Source organism: Paenibacillus sp. JNUCC 35 (assembly GCF_058269095.1).
Genome location: NZ_CM177771.1, coordinates 138940 through 160838 on the forward strand (window position 1 = coordinate 138940; position 21899 = coordinate 160838).

22 protein-coding genes and 1 pseudogene are annotated in these 21899 nt (G+C 46.4%); 14 read left to right on the forward strand and 9 right to left on the reverse strand.

Annotated elements, in window-relative coordinates; genetic code table 11:
* Nucleotides 1-86 precede the first annotated feature (86 nt).
* Both AC2TF6_RS00685 and AC2TF6_RS00690 read right to left on the reverse strand, forming a co-directional pair.
* A complete protein-coding gene (locus AC2TF6_RS00685) occupies nt 87-1133 on the reverse strand; it encodes an HAAS signaling domain-containing protein (protein ID WP_491309535.1) in 1047 nt (348 codons plus the stop codon).
* Complete coding sequence (locus AC2TF6_RS00690) at nt 1120-1485, reverse strand: PadR family transcriptional regulator (RefSeq protein WP_491309536.1); 366 nt, start codon at nt 1483-1485, stop codon at nt 1120-1122. Before AC2TF6_RS00690 ends, AC2TF6_RS00685 begins: the two co-directional genes overlap by 14 nt.
* 462 nt (nt 1486-1947) lie before the next feature.
* Here AC2TF6_RS00690 and AC2TF6_RS00695 point away from each other — a divergent pair, with 462 nt between their 5' ends.
* The 3 genes from AC2TF6_RS00695 to AC2TF6_RS00705 are packed head-to-tail and all read left to right on the forward strand — an operon-like array spanning nt 1948 to nt 4257.
* Nucleotides 1948-2835 (forward strand): NUDIX hydrolase, encoded by an 888-nt coding sequence (locus AC2TF6_RS00695; RefSeq protein WP_491309537.1) that lies wholly within the window; start codon nt 1948-1950, stop codon nt 2833-2835.
* Between the two features lie 2 nt (nt 2836-2837).
* Nucleotides 2838-3389 (forward strand): riboflavin biosynthesis intermediates N-glycosidase, encoded by a 552-nt coding sequence (gene ybiA, locus AC2TF6_RS00700; RefSeq protein ID WP_491309538.1) that lies wholly within the window; start codon nt 2838-2840, stop codon nt 3387-3389.
* A 40-nt stretch (nt 3390-3429) separates the two neighbouring features.
* A complete protein-coding gene (locus AC2TF6_RS00705; RefSeq protein WP_491309539.1) occupies nt 3430-4257 on the forward strand; it encodes a TIGR02452 family protein in 828 nt (275 codons plus the stop codon).
* 26 nt (nt 4258-4283) lie between these two features.
* Here the strand turns inward: AC2TF6_RS00705 and AC2TF6_RS00710 are convergent, their stop codons facing one another.
* The 5 genes from AC2TF6_RS00710 to AC2TF6_RS00730 form a co-directional block, all read right to left on the reverse strand.
* Nucleotides 4284-4877 carry a DUF4062 domain-containing protein gene (locus tag AC2TF6_RS00710; RefSeq protein ID WP_491309540.1) on the reverse strand — a complete coding sequence of 198 codons (594 nt, stop codon included), beginning with the start codon at nt 4875-4877 and terminating at the stop codon, nt 4284-4286.
* A 138-nt stretch (nt 4878-5015) separates the two neighbouring features.
* Nucleotides 5016-6443: a sensor histidine kinase gene (locus AC2TF6_RS00715; RefSeq protein ID WP_491309541.1), complete on the reverse strand. Its 1428-nt coding sequence runs from the start codon at nt 6441-6443 to the stop codon at nt 5016-5018.
* Nucleotides 6436-7137, reverse strand: coding sequence for a response regulator transcription factor (locus AC2TF6_RS00720; protein ID WP_491309542.1), 702 nt, complete (start codon nt 7135-7137; stop codon nt 6436-6438). Before AC2TF6_RS00720 ends, AC2TF6_RS00715 begins: the two co-directional genes overlap by 8 nt.
* The gene (locus AC2TF6_RS00725; protein ID WP_491309543.1) at nt 7134-7742 is read right to left on the reverse strand and encodes a DedA family protein; all 609 of its coding nucleotides are present in this window, start codon (nt 7740-7742) and stop codon (nt 7134-7136) included. The genes AC2TF6_RS00720 and AC2TF6_RS00725 overlap by 4 nt, the downstream gene beginning before the upstream one ends.
* 69 nt (nt 7743-7811) lie before the next feature.
* The gene (locus AC2TF6_RS00730; RefSeq protein ID WP_491309544.1) at nt 7812-8387 is read right to left on the reverse strand and encodes a class I SAM-dependent methyltransferase; all 576 of its coding nucleotides are present in this window, start codon (nt 8385-8387) and stop codon (nt 7812-7814) included.
* Nucleotides 8388-8833: 446 nt separating this feature from the next.
* On the opposite strand from AC2TF6_RS00730, the gene AC2TF6_RS00735 reads away from it, so the two are divergent.
* The 6 genes from AC2TF6_RS00735 (at nt 8834) to AC2TF6_RS00760 (ending at nt 13649) form a co-directional block, all read left to right on the forward strand.
* Nucleotides 8834-10024 (forward strand): macrolide family glycosyltransferase, encoded by a 1191-nt coding sequence (locus tag AC2TF6_RS00735; protein WP_491309545.1) that lies wholly within the window; start codon nt 8834-8836, stop codon nt 10022-10024.
* A gap of 155 nt (nt 10025-10179) precedes the next feature.
* Complete coding sequence (locus AC2TF6_RS00740) at nt 10180-10632, forward strand: VanW family protein (RefSeq protein ID WP_491309546.1); 453 nt, start codon at nt 10180-10182, stop codon at nt 10630-10632.
* Between the two features lie 291 nt (nt 10633-10923).
* The gene (locus AC2TF6_RS00745) at nt 10924-11295 is read left to right on the forward strand and encodes a helix-turn-helix transcriptional regulator (protein ID WP_491309547.1); all 372 of its coding nucleotides are present in this window, start codon (nt 10924-10926) and stop codon (nt 11293-11295) included.
* A gap of 42 nt (nt 11296-11337) precedes the next feature.
* Nucleotides 11338-11826, forward strand: coding sequence for an AraC family transcriptional regulator (locus tag AC2TF6_RS00750; RefSeq protein WP_491309548.1), 489 nt, complete (start codon nt 11338-11340; stop codon nt 11824-11826).
* Nucleotides 11827-12252: 426 nt separating this feature from the next.
* Entirely contained in the window at nt 12253-12951 is a 699-nt protein-coding gene (locus tag AC2TF6_RS00755) for a hypothetical protein (protein ID WP_491309549.1), read from the forward strand.
* A gap of 86 nt (nt 12952-13037) precedes the next feature.
* Nucleotides 13038-13649, forward strand: coding sequence for a DUF4304 domain-containing protein (locus AC2TF6_RS00760; protein ID WP_491309550.1), 612 nt, complete (start codon nt 13038-13040; stop codon nt 13647-13649).
* Between the two features lie 220 nt (nt 13650-13869).
* Here AC2TF6_RS00760 and AC2TF6_RS00765 read toward each other — a convergent pair whose 3' ends face one another.
* Nucleotides 13870-14067 carry a hypothetical protein gene (locus AC2TF6_RS00765; protein ID WP_491309551.1) on the reverse strand — a complete coding sequence of 66 codons (198 nt, stop codon included), beginning with the start codon at nt 14065-14067 and terminating at the stop codon, nt 13870-13872.
* A gap of 602 nt (nt 14068-14669) precedes the next feature.
* Between AC2TF6_RS00765 and AC2TF6_RS00770 the strand changes: the two genes are divergently transcribed.
* The 3 genes from AC2TF6_RS00770 to AC2TF6_RS00780 all read left to right on the forward strand — a co-directional run bounded on the left by AC2TF6_RS00770 (nt 14670) and on the right by AC2TF6_RS00780 (nt 17595).
* Complete coding sequence (locus tag AC2TF6_RS00770; protein WP_491309552.1) at nt 14670-15326, forward strand: TetR/AcrR family transcriptional regulator; 657 nt, start codon at nt 14670-14672, stop codon at nt 15324-15326.
* Between the two features lie 165 nt (nt 15327-15491).
* A complete protein-coding gene (locus AC2TF6_RS00775; protein WP_491309553.1) occupies nt 15492-16385 on the forward strand; it encodes an NAD(P)-dependent oxidoreductase in 894 nt (297 codons plus the stop codon).
* A complete protein-coding gene (locus AC2TF6_RS00780) occupies nt 16378-17595 on the forward strand; it encodes an MFS transporter (protein WP_491309554.1) in 1218 nt (405 codons plus the stop codon). The genes AC2TF6_RS00775 and AC2TF6_RS00780 overlap by 8 nt, the downstream gene beginning before the upstream one ends.
* Before the next feature lie 351 nt (nt 17596-17946).
* Here the strand turns inward: AC2TF6_RS00780 and trpB are convergent, their stop codons facing one another.
* On the reverse strand, nt 17947-19110 hold the full coding sequence (gene trpB, locus AC2TF6_RS00785) for a tryptophan synthase subunit beta (protein ID WP_491309555.1): 1164 nt from the start codon (nt 19108-19110) through the stop codon (nt 17947-17949).
* Between the two features lie 566 nt (nt 19111-19676).
* Between trpB and AC2TF6_RS00790 the strand changes: the two are divergent.
* Together AC2TF6_RS00790 and AC2TF6_RS00795 are read left to right on the forward strand one after the other, a co-directional pair.
* Nucleotides 19677-20219 (forward strand): annotated as a pseudogene (locus tag AC2TF6_RS00790) (HAD hydrolase-like protein); the annotation flags it as partial.
* A gap of 485 nt (nt 20220-20704) precedes the next feature.
* Nucleotides 20705-21700, forward strand: a complete 996-nt coding sequence (locus tag AC2TF6_RS00795) for a hypothetical protein (RefSeq protein WP_491309556.1) — start codon at nt 20705-20707, stop codon at nt 21698-21700.
* Nucleotides 21701-21899 lie beyond the last annotated feature (199 nt).

Genomic DNA, 21899 nt, shown 5'->3' on the forward strand with positions numbered 1-21899 from the left:
GAACCTGCAGTGGGCAAGCTTGGGCTCTGTGCAGGCTGCCAGGAGATTTTGATCGGAAAATAGAAGTTTCTCCACAGCCTGAGCCGCTATACACGCGGCTTTTGATTTGTGATTAGAGAGGACGATGATTTTGCCCGGTACCAGGCAAGGGACTCTTTTATGATATTGAGGAGTGCAAACAACACGATGGCGTTTATGGAATATTCTTTCACCCTGGGCCAGGACGACACTAGGGTTTTGAAGCTACTTCCTTCGGTGGGCAGAAGGCTCGAGGCGGTCAAATCCTGGATGAAATGGGGATTCCATAGCGCTTTATCCGCAAGCATAATGCACACAAGCACCGTTGTAATAATCGTCATCACGATATGGAAAGCCAGCAACTTGCTCGATCTATAACGCACAATAATTCGGACGATTTCCCTTGTAATGGCGAATGCGGCCACGATCCACAGAAGCGGCAAATAGTGTCGGAATACATCGTTGTTCAGGAACGGAACGATCGTGAACACGCCATCGTGGTTCCTCCAAATCCCGAGCAGATTGGTCGAATTGAGACAAATCACCATGACCACAATGGTAAAAAAGATGCCTAAGATGGGCCTCCTCCTGTTAATTTTCATCTTTGCATCCGGAATCGGCGGTAAATCGGAGGGCCTCCACGCTTTTTTCCTGCTGCCGTTACCGGCGATATTTATCCGCTGCCTATACTCCATCCAAGCGAATACAACGGTGACCCAAAAGAATCCTTGTGCAGCACCCGTAACTAGAGAGGCCAGGTAGCTTGTAACGGGGTCTAGCCTCCCCGAATGTGAAAGGAATGTATCGATGGTGAAAACGGCGGTTAGCCCTATGACGATCGAAACCAACACAATCTTTATCGTAGTCAAGTAAGCGTCGATCAACATAGGACCGATCAAGTAACGCTCGTACCCGCGATACTTCGCGGCCAGCTCATTCGGATGGCCTAGCTTGAGCAGCACGCTTTCGACATCCTCTTTAGATGCTTGGCCAGTTGGTATGCGCTCCTCCAGCATATCTTCAATGAGGCTTTGCAATTCCCGTTTAATATCCTCTCTTTGCTGCTCAGGCAGACGCTGCGTCACCGCATAAATATAACGGTCAATTACTTCCATGCTGCTCTCCTCCTCCAAGATCAGTCAAAATGCCTTCCATGCTGGTGACTAGCTTGCGCCACTCCTGGCACAGACCCGCATATACTTTCTTCCCGAACGGGCTGAGCAAATAGTATTTACGGGGGCGCGATTCATTCGTATCCCATCTGCTCTCCAACAGCTCTTGTTTCTCCAGTCTGCGAAGCAGGGGGTACAAGGTGCCGGGATCGACGGCGATTCCTTTTTCCTCCAATAAGGGTACGAGAGAATAGCCATACCGAGGTTCGGACAATTGACTGAGCACGCCAATGACAATCGTGCCTCGCCGCAGCTCGCTTAATAACCCCATTATCGTTTCATTTACATCCGCCATATGATCAGCTCCTGGAAAATATTATACTGTGTATCACACACTATTGTAAATGGAACAATATAATTAATTTTTACTTGTGTCTTGTATCCAGATTTAAATGATTCCTCTGTCTCGCTTTCCGCAGGATGACAAGGTTTCGTTGTAATTGCCCTCAGGCCCCCTTTCATGACAAAGGAAGGCTTCCCAGTGGATTGGGTGTTGATTTTGCTAGCCGTGGACGTGAGTGAATGGAGGAACATGGTTTGGGGGAAGCTGCTCTTTTTTATTAGGTCGTGCAGCGCAACCCTCCAACGGTATTTATTTTTTCACGTTTGACTTGCATTCCCTTTGAATTTTTGATATTTTTGTTATTAACAAATTATTATTATCAAAATAGTAATAAGAGGTTGCGAGCGATTATTGGACCGATCAAAGATCTGAACGGCAACGAAATAACATAGAGCAAAGAAGGAGGCGAGTACATTGGATTTGTTGGATCGTGATGGCCTTACGGAACGCGAATTTTTGGAACAGTATCGGGTGGGGGATTTCGAGCGGCCCTCGGTGGCTGCAGATATGGTCATCTTCACCGTCACGAACACGGAGGCGGCCAGCTACCGCAAGCTTCCGGAGAAAGAGCTGCGCGTCTTGCTCATCCGACGGGGAGGGCATCCGTACATAGGCAAATGGGCGCTTCCGGGCGGTTTCGTCCGGCTAGGCGAGACGACGGAGCAGGCAGCAACGAGGGAACTGCGCGAGGAGACCGGCGTGGATGATGTCTATCTGGAGCAGTTGTACACATTCAGCGATATTGGGCGTGACCCCCGAACTTGGGTGATGAGCTGCTGCTATATGGCTCTGATCGACAGCGATCAGGTACAGTTGAAGGCAGGGGACGACGCTGCCGACGCTACCTGGTTCAAGGTAACCTATCGGCTACTGCGGGAGCGGAAAGAACTGCTCGAGAATGGGCATGTAAAAACGTATGAATATGAGCTCAAGCTTAACAGTGAAGAGGAGGAGCTTACGTCCGTTGTGGGTCGGACAGTGACGGTAAAGCCTACCTCGGCATCTACCGTATACTCCATCGTATCGAATAATGGATTGGCTTTCGATCATGCGAAAATTATTGCCTGTGCCATTGAGCGACTAAGGGGAAAAGTGAATTATACCGATATTGCCCTGCATTTGATGCCGCCCTTGTTTACGCTGACGGAGCTGCAGCAGGTCTACGAGGTTATTTTAGACAAAGAGCTGTTGAAAGCTGCCTTTCGGCGTAAAGTGGCCGATCTTGTGGTAGAGACTGACCACTACACTGAAAATGCGGGACACCGCCCTTCCCGCTTATACCGGAGAAGATTGGAGGATTAGAGATGATATACACGATCGAAGAGTTAAGAAAAGCTTATAACGCGGGAGACAAATTCAAATTTGTGTTCTTCTGGGGCCATACACCGTCACAGGACGGCAGCGTCGACAAAAGTTGTTTTAGTCAATGGTGGAAGAGCCCGTTTGTGATAGAGGGGACTGCGTATTCCTGCACGGAGCAGTTTATGATGGCTGAGAAAGCAAGGCTGTTCGGAGATGACGAAATGCTGGATGCGATCCTCAAGGCTCATCATCCCAAGGAGATGAAAGCTTATGGGCGCGCGGTTAGAAATTTCGACAAGGACGTATGGGACCAAGAATGCTATGGCATCGTCAGAAGAGGGAGTCTGGCCAAGTTTACGCAAAACCCGAATCTTGGCGGATACCTCAAGTCTACGAAAAACCGTATTCTCGTCGAGGCGAGCCCGCGGGATCGCATCTGGGGAATTGGCATGGGCCAGTCCAACCCGGACGCGGAGAATCCCATCAAATGGAGAGGCAGGAATCTGCTTGGATTCGTGCTAACCGATGTGCGGGACGAATTATTGCGCGAGTAACTTCAGGCGGAATCGGTATGGATGAAAGAAGGGGAAAAAAATGAACCGAAAAGAAATTGCAGAAGAAACCTTGCGGATCCTACGCCAGGGCTTCTATGAATATGAGGGGCGCCGGATAGAAATCGGTGCAGCGCAGAAGCATTCCGAGGAGAACAGCGAGCTGATTACGCCGGAGCAAGGAGAGGCGGTCGTAAAGGGAATAGCCCAGTTGCCAAGGCTGCCACAAACCGTAGACTGCTTCGTAGCCAACGAAGCCACGGTAGAAGCGATTGTGGACTTCGCGAAGGCAGGGAAAGGACATGTTGGTGTGCTGAACTTCGCCAGCGCCAAAAACCCCGGGGGAGGATTCTTGAACGGGGCGATGGCTCAGGAGGAGAGCTTGGCAGCCTCCAGCGGATTATATGGTACACAGCTGCGTCATGAGAGGTACTACAAGGCGAATCGGGCTTGCACATCGATGATGTATACCAATCATGCCATCTATTCGCCGGACGTCGTGTTTTTCCGCGATCAGCAGTTCAGCCTTATGGAACGGTCGGTGGTCGCTTCGGTATTGACGTTGCCTGCCGTGAACTATGGGCAGGCTGTGCTTAAGGGAGAAGACCCCCTGGAAGCGGAGCGTGTCATGAAGGACAGAATGAGGCTGGCCCTGGCCATATTCGCCCAGAAGGGTCATAGGAACCTCATCTTGGGTGCCTATGGTTGCGGTGTTTTCCGGAACGATCCGGTGAAGGTGGCCAGGTGGTGGCGGGAGCTATTAAAGGATGAAGCGTTCGGACTCCTGTTTACGGAAATCCGTTTTGCGGTATTGGATACATCCAAGGCTGGGAAGAGCGTACTTGCTTTTGACAAAGAGTTTAATGGCTGATTGGTGGGTAAGCCAGCTCCCCTCATTTATTTGCTTTTATTTTTCTCTAGCTCAGCATTTAATTTAGCATTCTCTCTCAACAAACTTGCATTCTCTTCCAATAACTTTTGTACGTCTGAGACATCCTTACCGGAAACCCAGCCATACAAATCGTCTCTTGCTGCATACTCCGGCAATTGATCACGAAGTACCATTTTAATGTGCCGTACATCTTCAACATAATAGGTAGGGATTTGTTCCATAACCGATTGCTTAAACTCTTGAAACTTCTGATAGTATTCAATTGCTGCGAAGTCGTAAGGCTTTTGTCTTAATGCTTCATCTGTGACAACAAAAGCAAATCTAGGTTTGCCCGCTTCTCCGGCATACTCATATTCCCAATGTGTATAGCTCTTAGATTCATCAGGAAGCGTTAAACCATAGAATCCTCCGAGAATCAGGATATATACATCGGATTCGTCGATCCATCTCTTCCTAATTTTCATTGGACTTTCCTTGAAAAATTGCTCGATTCCAGCAGGGATATGACCGGCTTGAAGTACGGCTTCAACAGCGGTATGTCTTTCTTCAATAAGATCGTTGAAAGTAGACGATATGTAGACTTGTAATTTTTTTCTCATAGGCCACCTATATTAAGTAAAATTATTATAAATTGTACCATAAGAACATCAACGAAGGAGCGTGCCGCGGCAGCTCCTTTCACATTTTCCAGCGATAGACACCGAGCAACATTTTTACATTGTAACGGAAGCGGGCCGCTAATGCGAGGACGGCAATGGAATCCGCATAAAAAATTCATAGTACGGTCCGGTTCGCCGCAGCCAGATATCTCCTTCATGCAGCTGCACGATGCTCTGTGCAATCGAAAGGCCAAGACCCGACCCGTGCGGCATCCGGTGGTCGTTCCTCGATTCGTCGGCTTTATAGAATCGGTCGAACAGCCTTTTCTCCTGTTCAGGCGTAATGGCCAAGCCCGTGTTGGCGATAGACAGTACGATCCATGTGTGCTCTGCATTCATTACGATATCGATGCTGCCCGGTTTTACGCTGAATTTGAGCGCATTGGTTAACAAGTTGTCGATGGCCCGGACGATTTTGTCTGCGTCGATACATACCTCCACTTTCCGATCGGGCAGAGTACTGTTCACTCTGATCTGATGCTGCTCAGCGAGCGGAAGGAATTCCATGATGATCTGATTCAGCATCCCGATCAGATCGACCCGGCTTTTGTCCAGAGCCACCTGATTGTTTGTCAGCCGTGTGTACTCGAATAAATCGTCAATTAATTTTTTGAGCTGGTTGGATTTGTTCAGCGCATTATTAACGTAATTCTTCAGCACGCCGCTTGTCTCCGGATGTTCGATCAGGACGGTTAAATAGCCGATAATACTCGTCAGAGGAGTCCTCAAATCATGAGATATGTTCGTTATAAGCTCACTCTTGGCTTGCTCGGCCAGCCGCTCTTTGGCGATCATCTCCTCTAGCTGTCCCGCCATCTCGTTGATGCTTGCGGTGAGGGTTCCGAGCTCATCCTTGCTTTTGACCGGCAGTCGTATGGATAGCTTGCCCTCGGCAATTTGCTGGACTCCTCTGCTCATGGTCCGGATTTCTTTCATTTTGCTGTAGGTGAACAAATAAAACAGCAGCAGGAATAACAGCAGAAACACAAGCGAGCTGTATAGAGGAGGATCCTCATATACATAACCTCGTTCTGCAAAGAGCGGCCCCGATACGACAAGAAACAGCTTCTGACCCTGATATTGGATAGGTGTAATCGCCGTATACATAGTGCCGGACTCGGGCTGATTCTCCGTCTCCCTCTGCTCATAGATAATTTGGTATAAATCGATCTTATCCTCTGTAACCGATGGGGAATGATAGACGATAGTCCCTTGCATATCGGAAAGCAGAATGCGCAGCCGGCTTGCCTCGCTCTCTCGCTTTAGCAGCGGATCGATCCCCTCCGGACCGGAGAGCACGGGTATCTGCCGCTCCATGTCGCTCAAGTGCTGTTTGACGTTCTGTTTGCTTGTTTCAAAACTGGTGAAATAGACCTTACGCGATTCCCGCGTCACATAGTCGAAGAGCAGGCTCAAAATCGTCGTGAGCACGAGGGACGCTCCGAAAGCCAGCATCAGCTTTACCCGCAGACTCTTGATCCAATCCGGTCTTTTGAGCCTAATCAATTTTATAACCCACTCCCCAGACGGTTTTGATATATTTGGGCTCCCGGGGATTGTCCTTGAGTTTCTCGCGAAGGTTCCGGATATGCACCATTACCGTTTTGTCGGATTGCAACGCGGGGTCCTTCCAGATCGTTTCGTAAATTTTGTCCACGCTGAATACATGCCCCCGGTGAGTGGCGAGCAGCTCCAGAATATCGAACTCCAGCGGAGTAAGAGAGATATCCTTGCCTTTGACCGTTACCTGGTGGCGGGGGATATTCAGAACCAAATCTCCAATGCTAAGCTCTATCGGCTGCTGCTTATCCTGCGTCTCGCTCATCCGGACTCGCCGCAGCTGCGATTTGACCCGGGCGACAAGCTCCAAAGGATTAAACGGCTTGGATAAATAATCGTCCGCTCCGCTCGTTAAGCCTAATATTTTGTCTATGTCTTCGTTCTTGGCGGAGAGCATAATAATTGGGGTATTCCGGGTTTGCCGAATTTGCATGCAGGCCTGGATCCCGTCGAGCTTGGGCATCATCACATCCAAAATGATCAGATCGAACTTCTTCTTCCGAAGCAGCTCCAAACCCGCGGCCCCATCTTCGGCTTCCATGACCTCGTACCCTTCATTTTTGAGAAAAATCTGGACAATGTCGCGGATTTCCGGCTCATCGTCAATGATTAGTACGGAGGCCCCTTTCTCGTTCTTCATTCGGAACACACCTTCTTCTTTTTACGAATCGCTTTGATAATGGCGGCACTGATTATGAAAATAACGGCTGCAGCCAGGCCATAATACCCGTATTTATACACATTATTTCCTATCCGCTCGATGTTGCCTCCAAAATAATAACCGATAATAAAATAAATCGTCGTCCACAACAGTCCGGTCGAGTAGGAAATCATCGCGTATTTATGGAACGGCATTTTATTGACTCCCGCCAAGTAAGGCAGAACATGACGAACTACCGGAAAACAGTAGCTGATCGCCAGCGCGAACGACCCGTATTTCTCGAGCAACCGATCGGATTTTTGAATGTAGGGCGCGATTTTTTTCTTCTCGCGCAAACGCTCGACGACGAGCGGCCCCATCACCCTGCCTAAAATATAACCTAATGATAACCCGGACACTACTCCCAGGTAGGTTATAACATAAGCCGGAACCGTCTGCAGCAAGTGTAGCGAACCGACCATTCCCCCCGTCATGACAACCACTTCATCCGGTATCGGCATCCCGACTATGCCCAGCCATAACGAGAAAAAGAGCGCGAAATAACCGAAGTGATGAATGCCATCGAGTATGGAATCAATGCTCATGATGTCTCCTCCAATTCTAACTTAATAATGGACAAAAGGAAAAAAAGGGAATTTTTAGACCCATGGCATTTATTTGCATGTATAGACGAAGGCCGGAGGGATGTTCCACGGAACAAGCGAGATGCTTACCTCGTCGAACGCAGCCTGCAGCATGGTTTTCATCTGCAACGAATATTGGAATGTAATGAACAATCCGTCTTCCCTTAACGTTTCGCGAACTTGCCGGATGATCTTCTCCCGATCCGCTTGCGAAAAGTTGGCGAAAGGCAGCCCCGAAACGATACAATCCACTCGGCCCGCCCCGATGCTGCTCAAGCTGTCTTTAAGCTCCAGCGCATTGGGGAACATATGGAATCCGACGAACTCTCGCTTGAGTAATTCCCTCATCTCCTCTTCCTTCTCAAAGACGGCGACTTGGCAATCCGGACGAACCAGGTCATAAATCATTTGGGTGAATACCCCTGTTCCCGCTCCCAGTTCGACTAACGTGCGCACATGATTCCAGGGCACAGGCTCCAACATTTTTTGCGTCAATCTGTTCGAGCTTGGGGCAATACTCCCGACGTCGTGGGGATTTTGGATAAATTTTTTAAGGAAGCGCCATCTATCGGTGATCTTGGTTTTTATAAAGGTGTTAGCCAGCATATGTTCATTTCAACTCCTTAATGTACTTTATCGATTATTGGCATTATCTTATCGAAAAGTTATTAGCATTTACGTCCGTAAATAATAAAGACTTTCTTAAGATCTAATGAAAAAAAGACATGCCCTTGCTTCAAGGACATGTCTTCGGGAGCATCGGCGACCGTCAACAACGGTGGAGGCGGTGGAGCAAGCGGCGGGAACGGCGCGGCTACTATGGCCACATCGGCTCAAAGCAGCAGCGCAGGCTATGTCATTCAGACGGTCATACCGTCGCCGGAAAGTATATTTTGCGATAGCGAAGAGGTGAGGCTGTCCCCAGGGGGGCCTTTTTGCTTAAAGTTTTGATATTTCCGGGGATTGTAATATGATAGAGTTGTTTCCATTATTTGCATAGAAGGCGTTGCTCTTACACGATTTAGAGAACCGTAACCTAAGGAGTGATAGAAATGGCGCGTGTTTTATTTATTAATGCGGGATCAGAGGGACATATCAATCCGACGATTGGCGTTGTGCAGGAACTTATTTCGCGTGGAGAAGAGGTGGTGTACTTCTGTATAGGAGCTTATCGGGACCGCATGGAGAAGACGGGGGCTTCGGTACGAACTATTGACGATCAACAATTTATAGAAGCCTTTACTTCCGGTGGAAAAGACTATGTACTCGAAAGAGCCAACGGTCTTTTGCTTACGGCGGATGTAGTCATCCCGACCGTCCTTGAGCAGATCCGAGGAGAGCATTTTGATTACATGATCCATGATTCCATGTTCGGATGCGGGCGTTTGCTCGCTCAGATTCTTAAGCTTCCCGCCATCAGTTCTTGTACTTCTTTTGCGCATATCGAAGAAACGTTCGATGCCCTCCTGGAACCGTCTCCCGTAAAAACCCCCGAAGAAATCGTTGAACGGTTTCAAAGCTTGACGAAAACGGTGGGCGAAAAATACGGTGTGGAGATCCGTTCTCCTTATGAGGTGTTTTGTAATCCTGCTCCGTTTACCATCGTATATACAACAAGGGACTTTCAAACGAATGAGGAGAAATTCGACCAAACGTATAAATTTGTCGGTCCGTCCCTCTCGTCGCGGCCAACTCAAGAAAATTTCGACCTGACCGCAATCAAGGGGAAAAATCCGATCTACATTTCGCTGGGGACGGTTTTTAACCAGGCGATTGAATTCTATAAGCTTTGTTTCGAGGCGTTCGGGAACACGGAGCATACGATTGTCATGTCCGTAGGAAATAAAACCCGAATTTCGGATTTGGGGGAGATACCTGATAATTTCATCGTCAAAAATTACGTTCCGCAAACGGAAGTTTTGCAACACACGAAGTTATTTATCACACACGGCGGAATGAACAGTACCCATGAAGGTCTTTATAACGGGGTCCCACTCGTTGTCATCCCTCAAAATGCCGATCAGCCGATGGTTGCGGGGCAAGTCGCCAAAATCGGAGCAGGCCTTGCCTTACACATGCAAAGCTTGACTGCACAACAACTGCGCGAAGCCGCCGATCAAGTGTTAAGCCTCCCATCTTTCAAAGAAGCTGTTGCAAATATCGGCGAATCTTTTCGGAAATCAGGCGGGTATCGTCAAGCTGTTGATGAGATTTTTGAATTTAAAAATCGATCTCATAGCTAAGTATAAAATTCTATCAAGTCTAAAAGAGAGATGCCATCTGACGGAGCCTGCGAATAGGGGAAACTTTACCTAATGTTCAAGCCTCGGGGACTTTAAAGTCCGGACCGGGGCTTTTTGCCGTCCTGAAGATTGCTCTTAAACAGACGGACGGAATCGTGATCTATCCGGGGGAGACATTTTCCTTTTGGAAGCTGATCGGGAAAACGACCAAAGCCAAGGGCTATATCGAAGGCTTAATGTTATCTAACGGGGAAGTTCGAACGGGTACGGGAGGCGGACTATGCCAACTGGCGAATATGCTGTTTTGGCTGGCTCTGCATACGCCGCTTGAGATCAAAGAACGTCATCATCACAGCTTCGATATCTTCCCGGATGATCGAAGAGTCGTTCCTTTCGGGACAGGAACAAGCGTGTTCTATAACTATGTCGATCTGCAGTTTTACAACCCGACCAACGCGGCGTTTCAATTTAAGCTGTTTTTGTCGGACGAATTTTTGGAAGGAAAGATCAGTGCCGACACCGAGCCGGAATTCGTATATAAAGTGGAAGAAAGAAATCATCGGTTTTACCAGCATGAGGACAGGTGGTACAGGGGAAATGAAATATGAAGATTAGAAATAAGCAAGGAGGATAACCGGCTGTTTAGGGAGGAATTAATGATTACGAATCATTCGGAGGTTAAATACATGAAGTCAACGAGTTAACGGAAAAAAGTTGAACCGAAATGTTATTATTTCAGTTTTTCTTGATCCACTAACAGGCAGATAGTTGAAGAAGAGGTCACTGGATCATTCGAACAGAAAATAGCGGCGTAAATGCGAACGGATGAAAAATAATGTTCGTACTTGTATCGTGAGATTTTGAATAGATGTTCCAGTAATCCCATAGTGTTTGTTATAATGAATAAAAGACTTGATTGGCGTGAAGACATGGATGAATATATTCGATTGGTGAACAAATCCGAAGATTATATTGAAAGCCATCTGAGTGAAAAAATCTCACTAGATGATTTAGCAAATAATGCAAATATGTCTAAATATCATTTCCATCGTTTATTTAGAAAATACAGTGACGAGACGGCGAAACAGTTTGTTACTAGAATAAAAGTGGAGCGATCAGGGATATTCCTCGCAGTCCGCAATGATTTGAGCATCACAGATATTGCTCTCCAATATGGCTACAATGATGCGAGTACCTTCAACAAAGCTTTTAAGAAGTATATAGGAATGTCTCCTTTAGAATACAGGAAAGCAAGAAACGACAAGAAATAGCAGATAGTCTTCCCTATACTTAAGTTAAGGGAGATGATATTAATGGAAAAACCAACGATCACAGTTGAAAATATTGAAATGAAAGTAATCTATGTACGCTTCAAAGGAAATTATGTCGAGTATAGAAAAAATAGTCGTAAGATGTTCAATGAACTTTTCAAGTTCGCAAAAAAATATGATCTAATCAAAGATAATGTCACAAAGGTAATGACTATATACCATGACAATCCTTTCGTAACTGATTCAGAAAATTTACGAACTAGTTTAGCAATGACGGTTCCATCAGATACTGCAATTGAAGAAGAAGGACAAATCGGTACGATGACTTTTGGCGGAAAATACGCAGTATTACATTATGATTTAACGCTGAGTGAGTATGAAGAAGCTTGGAAATATGCTTATTCTGATTGGTTACTTAATAAAGGCGAATACACACCGAGAGATTCATTCCCATTTGAATTATACGTTACTGAGCCACCAAAAAACTTCAAAGCCAAGAGCAAGACAGATATTTATGTTCCGATTGAGTAAAAGTACAATATTTAGGTAGCCTTTAATGTTCGTTGATACAATGTGAATAAATACACATAAACTAATAGGTGCTTTATTTGAAGAAGGCTCATTGAAATGATCAAACTTTTTTATAAAAATCTCATATTAAGCTAAAAAGAGCAACTCCATTTTGATCAATCTTTTTTCAAAATGGAGCATTTATATTTGTTGTTAAATAAGGATTGAAGGGCATTTGCTCTAGAAAATAAGTAAGCCGCCCATAGTTAGTGCGACTTTATTTGTCTTTGTCTTCTATAAGGTCAATGATATCTCTAATATCATCTAACTCTAAAGTATCACGCTTTACTACTTAGTAAGACAAGGAGAACCTTATCATAGATAATGACAAGTTTTTTTGGAAATAATGAGATAAAGTAGAAGTAAAGTTAGATTGGAGGAATTACCATGCTGCTGAAAGATACAGATCAAATGGACGATCTTAAGGAGTTTCTAATCGACTGGTATGGAAAGCATGAAAGCTCCTACGGTGTGCCGGCGGGCGAGCTTCCAGCCAATCTTCCAAAGGCGTTGCATGAATTGTATGCGTTTGCGGGTCGCTGGAAAGATGGTTCGGACGATCACCTGGAGAACTCTCCAGAGATATTTCAACAGCAGGATTGTCTCTATTCAGTGGAGCGAGTGAAGAGGGACGGGGATAAGATCACGTTTCTTGAGGAAAATCAAGCAAACTGGACTTGCCAGGTGGAGGCAGGCAACGACAATTCTCCTGTCTATTGCGACGAACGTTTGCTTTGGGATGACCATGCAGAGGGACATACCATCGTAAATGACTCTCTATATCATTTTCTGAAAAGTTTTTGTTTACAGGAGGTTGTTTTCGGCTGCAAACACCTTTATATAGTAGAAGGAAAATTAGACCCTATACAGATGTTGTTTGATAAGCCGATTGAAGATGTGTGGCTTAATGGGTACTATATTAGCCCCAAAGAAGAGAAATCTACGCATTCCTTTTACCGATGTGGGGACGTGCTGGTTATGGAGCGCTACGGTGACTTTTGGTTAGGATCTAACAGTGATTTGCCTGCAGCCTTGAATGATGAAGTCCTGTCTTCAATCAAACTGAGAAAGATTAAACCTGATTGAACCGGTTGCAAGAGTCGTAAGTCCACTAGGGTTATAGGTGTCTCTTACAAAAGTACCAGGAATAGAAATTTTATCTGGGAGGGATTGTGTTGCAGCAGCTCTTTAAAGATCTGATTAAGCAGGATGTAAAGCCGTTCCTTGACAAGCATGGCTTCGCAAAGAAGAGTTTGAATTTCAGTAAAACAACAGAAGGCCTCATCTACCTATTCAATTTTCAAAAATCCTCTGGAAATTCGGCGGACAATGTCATGTTTTATGTGAACTGCGGCATTTATGCGGCGGAGTTAGCGCAGATCCAATCGAAAGAGATTTTGACGGCGCCTCAGGAGGCGGAGTGTCACTTCAGAGCAAGAATCGGGGAAATTGCCCGGGCTGTTCCGGATCGATTCGCAATCACTCCCGATACGAATAGGGATGATTTGAGAAAAACGCTGCTAAGCGGATTGGAAGAAGTTATTCATTTCTATGATACGATGACCAGTGCCAGATCCATTGTGGATTATTACATTGCGGGTCCATTTTTGCATCTGGGCGAAGAGAGCTTTCATTTGTTGTTGCAATCCAACGATGCGGCAGCGGCTAAACGTTATTTGAAGGCTTTACATGAAAAATACGGAGCAGAAAATCGATGGACCCTATTCGAAAATAAGTACAAGGCCATCTTCAATAAATATGGAGTGGAATTTGATAAGCTATAAGCTCAGACATGATCATTGCGGTACCTTTATCTCAAAAAGCTGATTAATCGGGCAGGTGAGTTAAGTTGAAACATATCGTAAAGATATGGGGGCCAAGATCACTCCCTGCCACCACTAATTGCAGCAAAACCCGGCATCGCCCTCGAACAAAGGGTACGATGCCGGGTTGTAAACTAACGGCCAAATTCCTTGTTGAATATTTTGTCCCTAAATGTTGAGGCTACGATGCTAAGTTTGCAAATCTCGTACGCTTTACACCTGCACGAAGGAGCGCTGTTGCTTGCTGTGCGGTCGTCCGCACGCCAAATACCGGATCAATTTCAACTCCTGTTGTTTTCGCCTCCACCTCTACAATCAGAAAAAAACGAGCTCCGATTTTAGCTATGCTATTCGCTCCTATGGTTATCGGTTGTGCCATGTTTCATCACCCTCCTCGCACTACAATATGTGGGGATGTAACTTCGGGTAAGTTATAGTCGTCTAATTTATATATCAATGGGTTTGTTCGCATTGAATAAGCTAAATGAACTCGTTAGTGTCATTGTAATCTGTCCGTTAGTATGGATGGTTCGCAAAGAATAGATGAGATGTGACAGTTCCGCTCAACGGTATTGAAAGAATTCGAATGCTGAACTACTGATAAAACAAGAGTTGCGAAATTCCTCAAGTCCAAGCTATAGAAACGGAACTTTAATTCTTGTAGACATTTTAAGAATACTGCACGTCTTCGACGGGATCAGGATTTCCTTGGAAGCTTAACTCAGCAAAAGGAATAATTAATCAATGCTGAGTCTCACGCCTGGTAAGGTCTAGCGACTAGAAATATCCGAGAATTGTCAAAGAAGCGAAACGCTCAAGAAAGCCGGAGAACTTATCGGACTGGACCGGCTTGAATCGGGCTGCCAATTCAAGCTCAGAAGCTGGAGGCTGCTGAACGGTACATCCTTTTACAAGAGCATCTGGACGTATACAACCGAACCGATTTGGTTTCCTCCGGTTCTTTTCTGCATGAGGTCGTTCTTGACATTGGAGGCAAAAGGTATTTATACTATTATGGAACGATCGTTACAAAAAAGGAGACAGGAGGTGATTGTTTTGCGCCCAAAAGAGTTTGATCCTGACGATATAGTGGATGCAGCGATGCATGTTTTTTGGGAGCGCGGTTATTCCGGAACTTCGATTCAAGATCTAGTCGAAGGGACTTGCTTGGGCCGGAGTAGTATTTATAATGCCTTTGGAAGCAAACATGAACTTTACGAGCACTCGCTTCGGCGGTATCAGGAGTTCAAGGCATCGAAGATTGCGCTGCTCTTCGAACCCGGTTCCGTTAAAGAGCGGGTCCGGCGCTTGCTAATGGATGTCGTTGAAGAAGAGCTGGGCGATGACAAGGGGCTTGGCTGCATGACCGCCAATGCAGCGCTAGAGCTTGCAAGCCATGATGAGAAAGTAGCTGTCATTGTGGCGCAAAATTTTAATAACTTGGAAATGGCGTTATACGGGATGTTTTCTCGTGCCCAGGAAAGCGGCGAGATTGCCTCGGACAAGAACGCCCGCGCACTGTCTCGCTTTGTGCTAAATACGATTCAAGGGCTGCGGGTATTAAGCAAAGGCTATCTTGGCCAAAATCGGCGACAGCTCTTGCTTGATGTCGTAGATGTAACAATCCATGCCCTTTAAATACGGACTGGGCTGGAATACCTCATAATTTCAGCTCAACTCATAAACCTGCATCCAATGCAGGAATTTTTTTCACTGAATTTTGTAACGATCGGTTCAAATCAGGTGGGTGTGATGCATGACCGATCGATTTGCGGATTCCAGTTACCTACAGGAGGCTTTGAAATGTCAAATACCTACACGTATTCCAAGCTCAGAACGATCGCCGTACTTGGCACCGGCCTTATCGGTGCTCCAGTGGCACGAAACTTGCAAAAGCATTCGTTTGCTGTGCGTGTCTGGAATCGGACACGCATTAAGGCGGAGGTGCTCGCTTCATCTGGTGTGGAAGTATTTAGTTCGCCGCGTGAAGCCGTTGATGGGGCGGATATTATTATTACGCTGCTCAAAGACGGACCGGCCGTATTGGACGCGATGGAATCCGCCGCACCCAGTTTGTCTAAGGGTGCAATCTGGATTCAGATGAGTGCGGTCGGCATTATAGCGATCGATGAATTGGAAGCATTCGCCAAGCAGCGGGAACTGAAGTTTTTTGACGCCCCAGTTCAAGGCACCCGTCAACCGGCGGAACAGGGACAGCTTGTTATTCTCGCCTCTGGACCAACCGAGGAGCGTGACAACATCCAATCGGTTTTTGACGCAATCGGCAAACGAACCATATGGGTTTCCGAGAAGGTCGGAGCAAGCAGCCGTCTCAAGTTGGCATTGAACAGTTGGGCTTTCGCACTGACGCATGGCATCGCTGAAAGTCTTGGAATTGCGGAGAGCCTTGGCGTCGATCCGGCACTTGTCGTGGATGTCGTAAAAGGCGGTCCGATGGATAGCGGATACTTTCAGCTTAAGGCAGCGTCCATTCTCACGAATGACTATACCCCCAGTTTTTCAATCGATAATGCGGTTAAGGACGCGAATCTGGTTGTTGAAGCCGCCGAACAGGCGGGTATCCGGGCGGATGTTGCTGCCGCCGGGCTGCAGAGATTTCGGCGGGCTCTCGAAGCCGGTCATGGCGACAAAGATATGGCCGCCTCCGGGTTAGTCTCGGAGCAGAGCAATGAGTAGAGTGGAAGACGATAAATCGGCCACACCTGGCCTTCAGGATGTGCTCAAGGCAGATCGGCTTCCCATTTGGCGGCTGCTGGCGTTTACCATGGCTGGCTTTATTGCCATTCTGTCAGAAACGATGCCGGCAGGCTTGCTGCCGCAAATCAGCCGAGACCTCGGCGTCTCGGAGGCGATGTCGGGTCAACTTGTGTCGCTCTATGCCTTAGGCTCGGTGGTGGCGGCGATTCCGCTTATTGCCGCGACACGCAAGTGGCGCAGAAAACAGGTATTGCTGCTGGCAATCGGCGGACTGTTTCTATTCAATACAGCAACCGCCTTATCCGCCGACTATGTTCTGACGCTGATAGCGCGATTCGTTGCCGGCATGGCTGCGGCTTTGATCTGGGGGCTGCTTGCAGGCTACGCGCGGCGAATGGTGCCGCATCATCTGAAGGGGCGCGCATTGGCGATTGCGGGGGTTGGCCAGCCTATCGCGTTATCTCTGGGCGTACCATTAGGCGCCTGGCTTGGCACGTTATTCGATTGGCGAGGCATATTTGGGATCATCTCAGCACTCACGCTAGCCCTGATCGTGTGGGTAGTTGCGGCAGTGCCTGATTATCCCGGCCAAGCGCAACACCAAAGACAGCCTATACGCAAAATTTTTATGACACCCGGGGTCCGACCGGTGCTGTTTGTACTTTTTGTTTGGATATTGGCGCACAACATCCTCTATACCTACATCGCGCCCTTTATGGCTTTCGTCGGGCTTGCCAACCATCTGGGCCTCGTCCTGTTGATCTTTGGCTTCTCATCTGTAATCGGGATTTGGATTACCGGCCAGTACATTGATACCCGGCTCCGATTCCTGACGCTGATTAGCCTTGCTACGTTTGCCGTGGTTGCCATGGTACTGGGGCTTGCCTCCGAGTTAAACGGGGTAACTTATTTAGGCGTTTTCCTCTGGGGTCTGACTTTCGGCGGCGCACCGACATTACTGCAGACAGCCATAGCGGATGCGGCTGGTGAAGGAGCCGATGTAGCGCAGTCTATGCTGGTAACCATATTTAATCTTGCAGTTGCCGGTGGTGGCATCGTTGGCGGACTTTTGCTGGAACAAATGGGGGCGGGATCCTTTCCCTGGACGCTTGCATTCCTAAGCCTTTTCGGTTTGTTAACGGTATGGGCATGCAAGAATAACGCTTTTAAGCCTGATCGCCGCTCGTAAGGGGGCAACTCGGCATTCAGCTATGATCACATTTGATAGCGCGGGGAGAAACCGCATTGACTCCAACAAGGGCGGCTTCGTCGGCGTTTAATCCCTCCGATTGCTGGACAAGCGCCCATTGTTTTTGATATAGGTTGCTCAGATCTCACATTTCATTTCTTCAAAAAATTTCGTCTCACTTATGATACGGTTCAGAGTGCCTAACCTTTTTTAAATTGTTCAAGATGAGTAAGAATGTTATATTGCTCATCATTTATGCCGATAGTCCCGTTAATAAGTAAATGAGATTTTAAAAAAGAAAGCAGCCTGCATAGTTCACTGCAGTAGCTGCTTTCTTTGGCATATCGGCAATTATTTTTTCAGCATATGAAATACTTGTTCGACGTCCTTATCTCCGCGCCCGGACAAATTAATGATAATAATTTGATCCTTGCTCATCGTTGGCGCGAGATGCTTAGCGTAGGCTACCGCATGCGCGCTTTCGAGCGCTGGGATAATACCTTCGGTACGGGACAACTCTTGGAATGCCGCTAATACTTCCTCATTGCTAATTGTCACGTATTCAGCACGCCCAGTTACCTTCAGATGGCTGTGCTCCGGTCCAATTCCAGGGTAATCAAGGCCTGCGGCAATCGAATAGGTCGGCTTGGGATTCCCTTGCTCGTCAAGCAGCACTAAACATTTGAAGCCGTGGATCAGGCTTGGAACACCTTGAGTTAACGTTGCCGCTTGATCCGGTTCTACGCCGATTAACCGCACTGAAGGCTCGTCCAAATAGTGCGCGAAAGCGCCGATCGCATTGCTTCCTCCGCCGACGCAGGCAAGTACCGCATCGGGAAGACGCCCCTCTTTCTCTAGGATTTGTCGTTTCGATTCCTCGCTGACGATGGATTGAAAGTGTTTGACCATCGTCGGGAAAGGATGCGGACCCACAGCTGAACCGAGTAAATAGAACGTGTTTTGATAGTTTTGGACCAAATCGCTCAGTGCCTCGTCTACCGCGTCTTTTAATCGGCCTTGTCCTTTATTAACGGGTACGACAGTAGCCCCGAGCAGCTCCATCCGGAATACGTTTAAAGCTTGACGGCGCGTATCTTCCGCTCCCATGTAGATCACGCAGTCCATGTTAAACATGGCGCATGCCGTCGCAGTTGCAACACCGTGCTGTCCTGCTCCGGTTTCGGCAATCACTCGTTTGGCGCCCATCCGTTTGGCAAGCAGAATTTGTCCGATCACGTTATTGATTTTGTGTGCACCGGTATGATTAAGATCTTCGCGTTTTAAGTAAATTTTAGCTCCGCCCCACGCATCCGTTAATTGCTTGACGTAGGTTAGCGGATTTTCACGACCCACATATTCTCTTAAATAGTATCGGTACTCTTCATTAAATTCGGGATCATCCTTGTACTTGTTGAATTGAGTGCTCAAATAATCCAGCACTTCCTGCAATTCTGGCGGTACAAAGCTGCCTCCGAACTCACCAAAGTATCCTTCTTTCAAGTGCTCTTGAATCATTGTGAAACCGCCTCCATTTAGCTGGATAATGACCAATTCGTTTCTATGCTATCATAAAAAGTGGCAAAAATCTTGTCAACAGTAAATAACTTTGAACAAATTCGCCGTCACTTGTGATACGGGGAGCCTTATCATAAGTGACGGCGAAAAATTTGACATGAGGAAAAACAAGGAGAGCTCGCAGGCACTTTTTAACTTAAGTGCCTCAAGAACTGTATAGGTGAGAGAATCCATTTTTTTGTTACTGAAAGTAGGTCTTTCAAATGTATGCTAGTGATTTTAACGGAGAAATTGTAATAGATACAGAATCGCAGGTAGTTGAGTTTATTCGAAATCGTCCAGCATTTAATGCCAATCAGATTATTTTTACCTTTAACGAAAGTGGTATCCCTCAATTATGTGCTTTTATTCGGGATGATTATTGTGTGTTGTATTTTTTGGATTCTGAACAAACGGGAACTTTTGCTTCTTGCGGTGATGACAATATTAGGGACGAAACGATTACCTTTTACGAGAATGTTCATGGCGCAGAAGTAGTTTTAGCAAGTACAATGGTTATTACAGTTAAACAAATGACTGATGCGTGCACAGAATTTTTCAAGACGAAAATTCGTCCAAAATGTATAAAATGGATGTGGGCAAAGGGAGAAACCATGGTACAATCACTGATCTTTGATATGGATGGAACACTGTTTCAAACAGATAAGATTTTAGAAATATCACTTGAAGATGCGTTTAATCATCTAAGGTCACTAAATAAATGGGATAAAGAAACGCCTGTTGAGAAATATCGTGAAATTATGGGTGTACCTTTACCAAAAGTATGGGAAACTTTGTTACCCAATCATACTAATGAAATAAGAGAACAAACGGATGCGTATTTTTTGGAAAGATTAATCGAAAATATAAGAAGTGGGAAAGGTGCTTTATATCCTAATGTAGTGGAAGTTTTGAGTTATTTAAAAGCAATTGTAAGTTGTTATCATTTGGATAATTGGGTTACTGAAACCTTCAGTATCCAACAAATTGAATCGTTGAACAAATCAGACTTAGTTCAAAGTATTATAAACAAGTATGGTATTACCAATGCAGCAGTAGTAGGAGACCGCCGCTATAAACAATAGTATCTCAGTTAAATAGGTGATTATCAACAAACCGTTAAGCTGAACCATGTCACATTTGCGTAGAGCTTGGGAGGCAATAACAAGACCGCCAATGACATAGGCATGTTAGGAAAGTGGATGCAAACGAAGGCTTATTGCCTCAAGCACTGCTGTTTCCTCAAGAATAAGCACATGCTGTGTTTCGTGTAGTGAGCCGGTTTTGGCTATGAATGTTGACCGCAAAGTCTCCTACGCCAAGTGCATTTCCCTCCATCATAAAGGCAGCTCGCTCCATAAAAGGATGATACGATATGGTGTTGAAATGGAGCTTTGCATGGTTATAAATACCCCCTGCATCATGAAGCGTCAAGCTCTCATCGAGGCGGTATAGTCTGCATTTCTTGTCATAAAAAAAGACCTCGGGCGCCTCATTGTTTCTCTCGCAAAAGCCATAAGATAATATGTACTAGAGGAAGTGTTATAGTTTAACTATGAATAAACCAATAAACACGAAACATCAGCGTAAACAGAAGCAATGGGAGCAAGAGAACAAACCGCCAGCTGAAATACTGAGGCGGGAATCATTGTTTAAATCTCTTGGATTTGCTGCAGCGGTATCGCTTTTTGTGTCCCTTCTTTTAATTGGAATATTTTCGGTTCTGATCCTTTCGGTCAAATTTCCCCTCATGGGATGGTTGTCCTTTCTGTCGGAAGATCTGAAAATGCTGGCGATCAATGCTTCAGCTGTGTGTCTGGGCATTTTTTTGTTCATAAGCGGAACAGCGCTATCCGGCTACTTGCGGCCACCGTATTCCATCGTATTGTCGCATGATCGGATTCAATTCTCGAAATGGGGCCGCCGCTACGATGTGGCGTTCGAGGAACTGATCGGGGTCGAGCAAAAATTCAGAATCGCACGCTTTAGTTTTTTCTGGCTGCAAGAATACATTCTTTATACGCCCGAGCAGGTCATCAAACTGCCTATTAGATCTATCGAAGGCCATTATAAAGTGGAGGATCGGTTGTTGCAAAGAAATGAACAGCTGAATAATCGGAAATTGGAGGCACTTGAAGCAACGGCGCAGTTGCAAGCAAGTACAGATTCTTCCATATCCCTCGCGACTCGATTAACACTTACTTACAGCACAATAAAGACCCAGCGGATCATCGTAGATTCTGAGCATAACCGAATTATTTTTTCCGAAAAAAATCAACTGCCCGCAGATCAAATCAGGAAAATCATCGTGGATTGCAATGCAAGTCTGGAAAATATCGGAGGCAGAAAGATCACATTCCAGCAGCAAGATGGCAGGAACTTTACCATCAAAACGAAAAATTATGCATGCTCGGACGCAGAATGGTTCACGCTGCTGCAAAATTTGCATATAGCCGCATGGAAGTTGAACATTCCCCTTGAGGTCGATATTCCGCCGAATCGACCACTTCATATCTTTTCAGTCAACGACGAGAAAGAGAGGGCGTCTTAGAAAAGCAGACCTCGTGCTCATTAGACGAAGTCCTTGGATGGGGTATATAAGGTTGGCGGATATTCACCGCGGCGGATTTTTCGCCGATGGACCCGTTAAGCTGAACCGTACCACAAGTGAGGGCGAATTAACGGCGCGGCTCCAACCGCTCCGATGGCTCAAAGCAGCAGCGCAGGCCATGTCATACAGACGGTCGTGC